This is a genomic window from Actinomadura chokoriensis (assembly GCF_039529475.1).
Classification (GTDB): domain Bacteria; phylum Actinomycetota; class Actinomycetes; order Streptosporangiales; family Streptosporangiaceae; genus Spirillospora; species Spirillospora bangladeshensis.
Genome location: NZ_BAAAMW010000058.1, coordinates 1 through 7628, shown reverse-complemented (window position 1 = coordinate 7628; position 7628 = coordinate 1). Strand labels below are relative to the sequence as shown.

The window sequence follows — 7628 nt, the reverse complement described above, 5'->3', positions numbered from 1 at the left end:
GTCGGCCGGGCTTGGCCTGGTTTGTCGAAGACTCACCCACATACCCCCGAATCGATGCACTGGGTTGCTGAACGATCACGGTACGTGGCAACATGACAGAGCGCAAGTATCGTCAAACAAATTCAGAGAACGTCATCACGCCGAACAAGCTGCCTCCGCAGCACCGATCCGCCACACTGGAGAGGAACGACCGTGACCGCCCACCCAGGAGCCACAGAGATGACCGAGACGCCCGGCCGCGACCCCGACGTGCTCACCACCGCCGAACTCGCGACCAAACTCGGCCTCTCACCCCAGACCGTCCGCCGGATGGCCAACGCCGGGCAGATCCCCGCCCTCAAAACCGGCAAGGATTTCCGCTACTCCTGGCAAGCAGTCCGCGAGGTGCTGCGGCAGCCCCACCAGCAACCCGGGGAAGCCGCCCATGACCCAACCACCCAGCCCGAGCCCAAGAAGGGCGCCGGGTACCGCGCCCAACGCCAAGCCCGCACCGGCGCCCACACCACCCACGACACCACCGACTAACCGCCCGGCATCCCCACTTTGGCGGCCGATCCGATGAAGGTCGCTGTCTCCGTGTGCGCCGCCGCGCTAGCCCTGCCTTTGAGCCTGGTCATCCTGGCGGCCGGTCACGACTCGGCCGCCGGAGCCGACTCGGGCGTGGCAGGCGCGCCGATCGCCGAGGCCAGACGCGACATCCCGCCCGCCTACCTGCGCTGGTACCTCGACGCCGCCCAAACCTGCCCCGGCCTGCCCTGGAACGTGCTGGCCGCCATCGGCAAAATCGAAACCGACCACGGCCGCTCCACCGCCCCCGGCGTCCACTCGGGCGAAAACTCGGCCGGGGCCGGCGGCCCCATGCAATTCCTCACCGCGACCTGGGCCGCCTACGGCGTCGACGGCGACCACGACGGCACCAAAGACCGCTACAACCCCGCCGACGCCATCCCCGGCGCCGCCCACTACCTGTGCGCCAACCACGCCGGCCAAGGCGGTAAACACCTCCGCAACGCGATCTGGCAGTACAACCACGCCGACTGGTACGTCCGCAAAGTCCTCACCCAAGCCGCCCGCTACGCCGCCCCCACAGCAACCGGACGCGGCGCCATCGCCGTCAAGGCCGCGCTGCGCCGGCTCGGCACCCCCTACTCCTGGGGCGGCGGCGGACCCACCGGCCCCACCTACGGCACCGCCCAAGGCGCCGCCACCAAAGGCTTCGACTGCTCCGGCCTCACCCAATACGCCTGGGCCCAAGCCGGCATCCGCCTACCCCGCGTCGCCGCCGACCAATACAACACCGGCACCCACATCCCCAGAACCCGGCTCCAACCCGGCGACCTGCTCTTCTTCGCCACCAACCCCACCAACCCCGCCACCATCCACCACGTCGCCATCTACTACGGGCACGGACGCATGATCCACGCCCCCCACACCGGCGACATCGTCCGCATCGCCCAATTCACCGGCAACCCCTACCTCGAACGCCAATACACCGCCGCCACCCGCCCCACACCACCACGCACCATCCAAACCTGAACCGGAGGACCGCACTCGCCCCCACCACGAGCCCAAACACTGAAGCGGAAACCCTCCCCATCAGCGAAGGTGAACAGCACCTGCGGTGGCGGCTGGTGTGCTACCTGTCCCCACGAGCTATGAAGAAGACGCAAGGCTCAACTCCACGGAGGACCAAACCAATGCAGCCCCTCACGCATGCCGATCTCGCTGAACTCCCCGCTGTCGTCGACATTGTCACCGCCGGTCGAGCGCTCGGCCTCTCTCGCACCTACGCCTACCAACTCGCAAAAAGCAACCAATTCCCCTGCAAGGTGCTCCGCATCGGCACCTGCTACCGGGTCCCAACAGCCGCCCTCCGAGCGCTCCTCGACGCCGCGTAACGCAGAACAGGAAGAACGCAGAACAGGACCAGGCCGCACCACCGTCGCACTGACCCTTTTTCATCCTCGGGTGGTTTCGTAGTTCTGCAGCACGGCGATCGCTTTGACCAGGTGGCCGGCCTTGCCGGGGCTGCAGCGGAGCTTGCGGAGGATTCGCCATGATTTGAGCTGGGCGTTCGCTCGTTCGCCGGGTCCAAGGAGCTTGGCGTGCGCCCGGTTGGCCTGTTTCTGCGACTCCGGCTTGTTCTTGCCCTTGTAAGGCGTGATAACCACCGAGGTCTCGGCTCCCTGGTATGCCTTGTCGGCCAAGGTGAGGATGCCCGCCCTCTCCAGTTCCCGCAGGACGCCCCAGACGCGGGCGGCGGTCAGGTCGTGGATCTTGCCGGGCATCGCCCCCGAGTTCCACAGGACCGTCCCGTCCGGCCCGGCGATCACCTGCACGTTCATTCCGTGCACCCGATGTTTGCCGGAGAAGTAGGGGCGGTCGGCCCGGTCGGTGTGGATGAGCGTACCGTCCAGCACCAGGTGCGTCAGTTCGTCGGCCTGGGCCTTGCGCAGCGCAGCCCACAGTTTGGGGGAACGCGCCGACAGCAGCGCAACGATCTCCTGGACGTAGCGCCAGGCGGTTGCCACCGACACCCCGAAGCCTGTGGCCACCTCGGCGAACGTCTCGGCCTTGCGCAGGTGCACCAGGACCAGGAGAGCCTGCCGGCCCGGGTTCAGCAGCCGCCAGAGCGACCTGAACGCCCGGCGATGGCGACGGACGATCCCGGCCACGTAGTTCAGGCTGGGACGCGACAAATCTACGGCGGCACGGTACAAAAGCATGCAGAAGCTCCTGGTGAGACGGCGTGGGTTGTTGTGATCAACCCGTCTACCAGGGGCTTTTCTGCGCCCGGAGGGACTCCGTCAACTCGCGATCATGCTGTGATCAACCAGCCCGTCCGAGGATGAAAAGGGTCACTGAGGGCTCAGGTGAGGAGAGACGCCGCCCGGGCCTTGTGGCCGCAAGTCTCCATTTGGAGTGCGGGTCGCCGCGGGGTTCAGGTCGTCTTGTGTGTCAGCCTGGGCCGGTTGGGTGCCGTGCTGCTTGGAGCGTGTCACTAATTTTCCATAGGTGCGCTAAGTAGTGCTCGACCCCGTGTGCGCCGGCACATAGGTCCGCGAACTCTGCATTGTCGGGGGCGAAATCGGTGCGCCTGCCGACTTCCCAGTAGAGGTCTTTCACTCGCGTGCGGTCCCATGCCGCTACCTTGACTTGGTAGTGGACCGGGGAAGCTTCCAGGACGTAGGGGACCCATCCGCGCAAGGTCAGGTCGATTCAGACCCCCCGTGGGCAGGTCGATGCCGGTCAACTCACTGATCTCGTGATCGGAAGGCGGTGGGGGCGGGCCGTCGCACACCTCAACCCGAAGCTGCACATCCATCCCATCCTGGCCCGTGGCGATGAGGATCTCATTGGGGCTGACTCCAAGGAAACCCTCTCCGGGCACGGTGGACTCCTGGGCTGTCTCGGCGACCGCGTCAGCGATTCCGACCGTCCGGTAATCGGGGCGGACTCGTTGGGTTACCGCGTCCGTCAATGCGCTCATCTGGAGCTTCTCCCCCCAGAGGATGGCGCTTGTCGTTACCCATCATGGCACCGCGCTACGGTGCCTGCCGGGGTGCATCGCGGGGGCCCCGGCAGGCACCGTTGCGGCAGGGGTCACCTGGCCGAGCTGATTCTGACCCAGAAGCCGTCGCGCCAATTTCCGTCAGCGCAGACGGGACAGCTACCACCGGATGCCCAGTCAAGGATCCGGTCCTGGTTGCACCAGGCGTTCAGGTCTCGTCCGCCGATCTGGTTCTGCATCGAGTTGATCCTCTTGATGGAGAACTGGTTGGGCTCGCCGCCTCCTGCGAATTCGCTGGTGCCTTTCCGGCGCCGCCGCGCCCTCATAGGTGGAGGCGAAGGGGAACTCATCACAGTCCTTGCTTCCCGGTGTAGGGGTCGGCGGGGTGCCGGCATTGCAGTTGCGGTCGTTGGCGTTGCTGTCGGCGTTGTAGCGCTCTTGGTTCTCGCCTCCCTTGGCGGAAGTGAGGCGGTGAAGGAGATGGAGTGGCACCGATCCTCGATCAAGACCACCTGACTTATCTCACCGAGTTGTCCGTGCCATGGGGGAACCTCAAGGCTCGGACGGCAAGTAGGGGGTCGCCGAATTGCACAGAGTTCGGCGCAACCGCCATGCCGTCGTGTCCGGAGAGACCTTCCGCAGCCGCGCCCCTCGACAAGACGCCGCGGTTCCTCACCTTCGGGCCGAGGACGGCGCCAAGACTGACCGGCAGCCCACCGTCCGTCTCGCTGACGCCGGACCGCCATCACGATGTTTTTGGGAACGCGCCCCCGGGGTGCTGCGTACACGGAGCATGACGTTGAGTCCGGCGCGGGCCAGGGTGGCGTGGTGGGGTGCTGCTGTGTCGGCGGCAGCCGTCGACTGGCGTACCGGGATGGCGGGATTCGCTGGCGCGATGGCCGTGGAGATCTTCGAGGTCGTGCAGGCCCGAACGGTGCGAGCCACCACGCTGTCCTTCTTGGAGGCGGCCACCGCGGGCACGGTGTGGACGATCGAGTCGTCCGGGCTGCAGCCGGCGATGACCCTGCGGGTCGGGTCGTCCGGCCCGGCTCGTTCGCAACCCGATGACAAGGAAGGGGCACGGGCGGTGCCTGATGAGCACGAACGCATTACGACGGTGGGGCCCTCCATCACCCTTGAGCAGGTGTATCTGGACCACCGGCGAGACCTACTGGCCTATGCCGGCGCCTTGGCCAGGAACTGGGCCGATGCGGAAGAGGCCGTCTCGCACGCGGTGGTGAGGTCCCTGGAATACCACCAACGGTTCGGATCACCGTGCCCGCCCGGCCGTGACCCGGTCGCATGGATGAAGACCGTGATCAGCTACTACCTGATCGACCGGCACCGCCGAGCCGACGTCTCCCGCCGGAACCGGCCTCGGCTGATGCCTCCGCCTCCCGGGGACATCGCCGACGACGTTCTAGATCGTCTCCTCGCCGATCAAGCACGTGAGTTCCTGGGGTCTCTCAAACCCCGCGCTCACATGATTGCCATGCTCCGGTGGGGCGAGGGACTGAGCACCGCAGAGATCGCCCACCACATCGGCTGCCCGGAGAGTTCCGTACGAACCTCGTTGCTGCGGACCAGGCGGAAGATACGCCGCTGCTTTGGAATCACCACCGAACCGCAGCTGATCTTCAGGGAGGAAACGCCGTGACCCTTTACGTCTACGTGTTTCTCGTCATTGTCGCGGGGTGCTTCGGTGCCGTTGCGCTGGCCGTGTGGATGGCGCTAGTCCGGCGTCGGCACACCACCGAGGACGCGCTCGGCGCTCTGTACTCGCAGTACCTGGCGCAAGTCGAGCGGCAGGCGACCGCGCGAGTTGCCGAGGCCGGGGATGGCAAGGAGTGGTTGGCCGATCTGCAAGAGCGGGCTTGTGTAGCCGCGCAAGAACACCCGCGGCGTGGGCGGCGAGCGCAGCATCGAGCCGTGCGGCGCATAGAGAGGCAGGCCCAGTCCCAGGTGCGGCGGCTGGAACGCGACTTGCGACGTTCGAGTCTGGGAGCTTCTGAGGGGGCACGACGCGCGCGGCCCGCACCGCGGACTTCGGCGGGCCGGCCTCACGCACTCCGCTCCGTTGTGCTGTGGATCGCCGATGCATCCATGGCGATGCTGCCGGGTGCGCCACAGCCACGGGCCGACCGTGCCGCATCCTCAAGATCGGACGTCTCCACCCGGACGACGGCGTACCTGGTGGTGGCGGTGGGGATCGCCTGCATCGTCGGCCTCCTCGTCGCCGTGAGCGCCCAACGCGGCCCGTCCATACTCATATGGTGATGGGCCTGATCCTCAGCGGCGGCAGACCAGCAATTGCCCGACCGCAAAAGTGCTGTCCCGTAACGGTCGCAGCCAACTCGGAACTGCACCCATCAGCGCCAGGCCGAGCACCAGCAGCAGCCGGGCGTGGCCCCGGCCGCTATGCGGGCGTCGCAGGCGGCCACCACGGCGCCCAGTGTGTCGACGACGACCGGTGACCCCTGGCAGCCGTAGCGCTGCCCTGCCTCGGCGCGGCGGCGATGCCCGCGCAGGGTCAGGGCGGCCGGGCGGGGTGGCCGCGGTGCCCGGCGGCGGCGTGCGCGGTGCGGATCGTCGCGATCGCCTGGTCGACCGAGGTGGGGCTAAATCACGTCCGCACAGGTGCGCCACATACTTGATACCGGTATGTTTGGTCGCCAGCGGCGTCGAGCGGCCCGCCGCGGCGAACCAGGTGGTGAAGCCCCGCTAGTGCCGTTCGTAGGCGCGACGGGTGTTGGCCTCGACGCCTCGAACAGCAGCGACTGGGCGGCGTTGCTGAGCGCGGAGTCGGCCGCCCCGTGCACCCGCGCCGTGCCCGACCTTGCCGACCGCGCTTGCCGCCGCTGACGTCGATCGGCCCTATCGGTGGCGCCCGGTGGGGTCTGCTGTGGTGCTCCTGGTGGGTGGCATGGTGGTCGGATCTGGTTGTGCGGCTCGCAGGCCGATGCCGACGTGGTCGCGTGTTCGATACAGGGTTTCGGTGTCGCCGTCTCCGGGCCAGCAGATGATCAGGAATTCTTCGACGATGTCGTTGACGTCGGTAACTGATTCGATGCCGTGTCCGATGTCTCGGCCTCGGGCGTGGACCCGCACGCGGTAGCAGCCTGGGCCGGCGGCGGCGAGGTTGGGCAGGGGCGGGCCATCGGCGACGCCGTTGATGCTGAACCTGCCGCTGGGCGAGTGGAAGCCGACTTCGACGACCTCGTCCCAGTCGCTGGAGGGTGCGGGAGGAGGTTCCTGGGCGGCCTGTGCCGTCAGGCGGACGAGGCCTTGGAGTGTGCCGGTGCACACGCACGCTGCTCCGTCGCCCAGGACGCCGACCAGGCCGTTGCTGCCTCCGGAGTACAGCAGCGCCGCCTGCGTCCCGGCGTCGACCACGTAGAACTGGCCGTCGCTGACTTTGAGGGCCACGGTCCTCGGTTCAGCCACGCCAGGAACCTCCCGGATCATCGCTCGGCCGGTCGTAGGTGCATCACGGAACGATCTTCACCTAGAACGGGTCTTCATCGATCACTCGGTTCTCCAGGTACCACTGTTTACGGTACGCATCTTCTGCGCGTGTGTCCCTGGAGTCGATCAACTCCCACTGGAAGTCGTCCTTGTCTTCCAGTCCGCGCACTGCTAAGCGGCGGCGAACATTCCCGCTACATATCTTCGAGCCCCAATGACTCCAGCGTGAACTCAAAGAGAGGGATCCGTACAGCGGATTTCACTAGCTCCCGGAGGCGGCCGAAGCCTTTTGGGGAGAAGAGAGGATCCAACGGCTGGGCAATAGTCCTAGGGGCTTCGAATCAGGCCCTGACGCCGGGGAGCCTTCATGGTAGGCGCCGGTCGACTGCCCCTCCCGCTCTAGTGTTCTGAGTCAAAAATTGTTTGTTAGTCGGGATGCCGAGCCCGAAGCTGGATCCGGTGGTGTTGTCCGATGAGGAACGGTCGGCGCTGATCGGGTGGGTGCGCCGCCGCAAGACCTCGCAAGCTTTGGCGTTGCGGGCGCGGATCGTGCTGCTGTGCGCCGAGGGCGCCACGATCGCCCGGGTCGCCGAGCAGGCCGGGGCCTCGCGGAACACGGTGTCGAAGTGGCGGTCGCGTTTCCTGGCCGACC

The 7628-nt window shown here is 66.9% G+C and carries 8 protein-coding genes; 5 read left to right on the top strand and 3 right to left on the bottom strand.

What is annotated here, in order from left to right:
* Positions 1-219: 219 nt before the first annotated feature.
* Positions 220-525, top strand: a complete 306-nt coding sequence (locus ABFX46_RS43105) for a helix-turn-helix domain-containing protein (RefSeq protein WP_346050404.1) — start codon at positions 220-222, stop codon at positions 523-525.
* 33 nt (positions 526-558) lie between these two features.
* On the top strand, positions 559-1536 hold the full coding sequence (locus ABFX46_RS43100; RefSeq protein WP_346050402.1) for a C40 family peptidase: 978 nt from the start codon (positions 559-561) through the stop codon (positions 1534-1536).
* A 422-nt stretch (positions 1537-1958) separates the two neighbouring features.
* On the opposite strand, the gene ABFX46_RS43095 is transcribed toward ABFX46_RS43100, so the two are convergent.
* The gene (locus ABFX46_RS43095) at positions 1959-2726 is read right to left on the bottom strand and encodes a transposase family protein (protein WP_346050400.1); all 768 of its coding nucleotides are present in this window, start codon (positions 2724-2726) and stop codon (positions 1959-1961) included.
* 962 nt (positions 2727-3688) lie between these two features.
* Positions 3689-4003 carry a NucA/NucB deoxyribonuclease domain-containing protein gene (locus tag ABFX46_RS43745; RefSeq protein ID WP_428831385.1) on the bottom strand — a complete coding sequence of 105 codons (315 nt, stop codon included), beginning with the start codon at positions 4001-4003 and terminating at the stop codon, positions 3689-3691.
* Between the two features lie 403 nt (positions 4004-4406).
* On the opposite strand from ABFX46_RS43745, the gene ABFX46_RS43090 reads away from it, so the two are divergent.
* Positions 4407-5168 (top strand): sigma-70 family RNA polymerase sigma factor, encoded by a 762-nt coding sequence (locus tag ABFX46_RS43090; protein WP_346050396.1) that lies wholly within the window; start codon positions 4407-4409, stop codon positions 5166-5168.
* Complete coding sequence (locus tag ABFX46_RS43085; protein ID WP_346050394.1) at positions 5165-5788, top strand: hypothetical protein; 624 nt, start codon at positions 5165-5167, stop codon at positions 5786-5788. Before ABFX46_RS43090 ends, ABFX46_RS43085 begins: the two co-directional genes overlap by 4 nt.
* 597 nt (positions 5789-6385) lie before the next feature.
* Here ABFX46_RS43085 and ABFX46_RS43080 read toward each other — a convergent pair.
* Complete coding sequence (locus ABFX46_RS43080; RefSeq protein ID WP_346050392.1) at positions 6386-6955, bottom strand: hypothetical protein; 570 nt, start codon at positions 6953-6955, stop codon at positions 6386-6388.
* A gap of 480 nt (positions 6956-7435) precedes the next feature.
* Between ABFX46_RS43080 and ABFX46_RS43075 the strand changes: the two genes are divergently transcribed.
* The coding region (locus ABFX46_RS43075; protein ID WP_346050390.1) for a helix-turn-helix domain-containing protein at positions 7436-7628 on the top strand (193 nt) is incomplete at its 3' end.

Bases quoted from the DNA above. Each gene is read 5' to 3' on its own strand.
- ABFX46_RS43105 (WP_346050404.1), top strand. From the start codon at position 220: ATGACCGAGACGCCCGGCCGCGACCCCGACGTGCTCACCACCGCCGAA.
- ABFX46_RS43100 (WP_346050402.1), top strand. From the start codon at position 559: ATGAAGGTCGCTGTCTCCGTGTGCGCCGCCGCGCTAGCCCTGCCTTTG.
- ABFX46_RS43095 (WP_346050400.1), bottom strand. From the start codon at position 2,726: ATGCTTTTGTACCGTGCCGCCGTAGATTTGTCGCGTCCCAGCCTGAAC.
- ABFX46_RS43090 (WP_346050396.1), top strand. From the start codon at position 4,407: ATGGCCGTGGAGATCTTCGAGGTCGTGCAGGCCCGAACGGTGCGAGCC.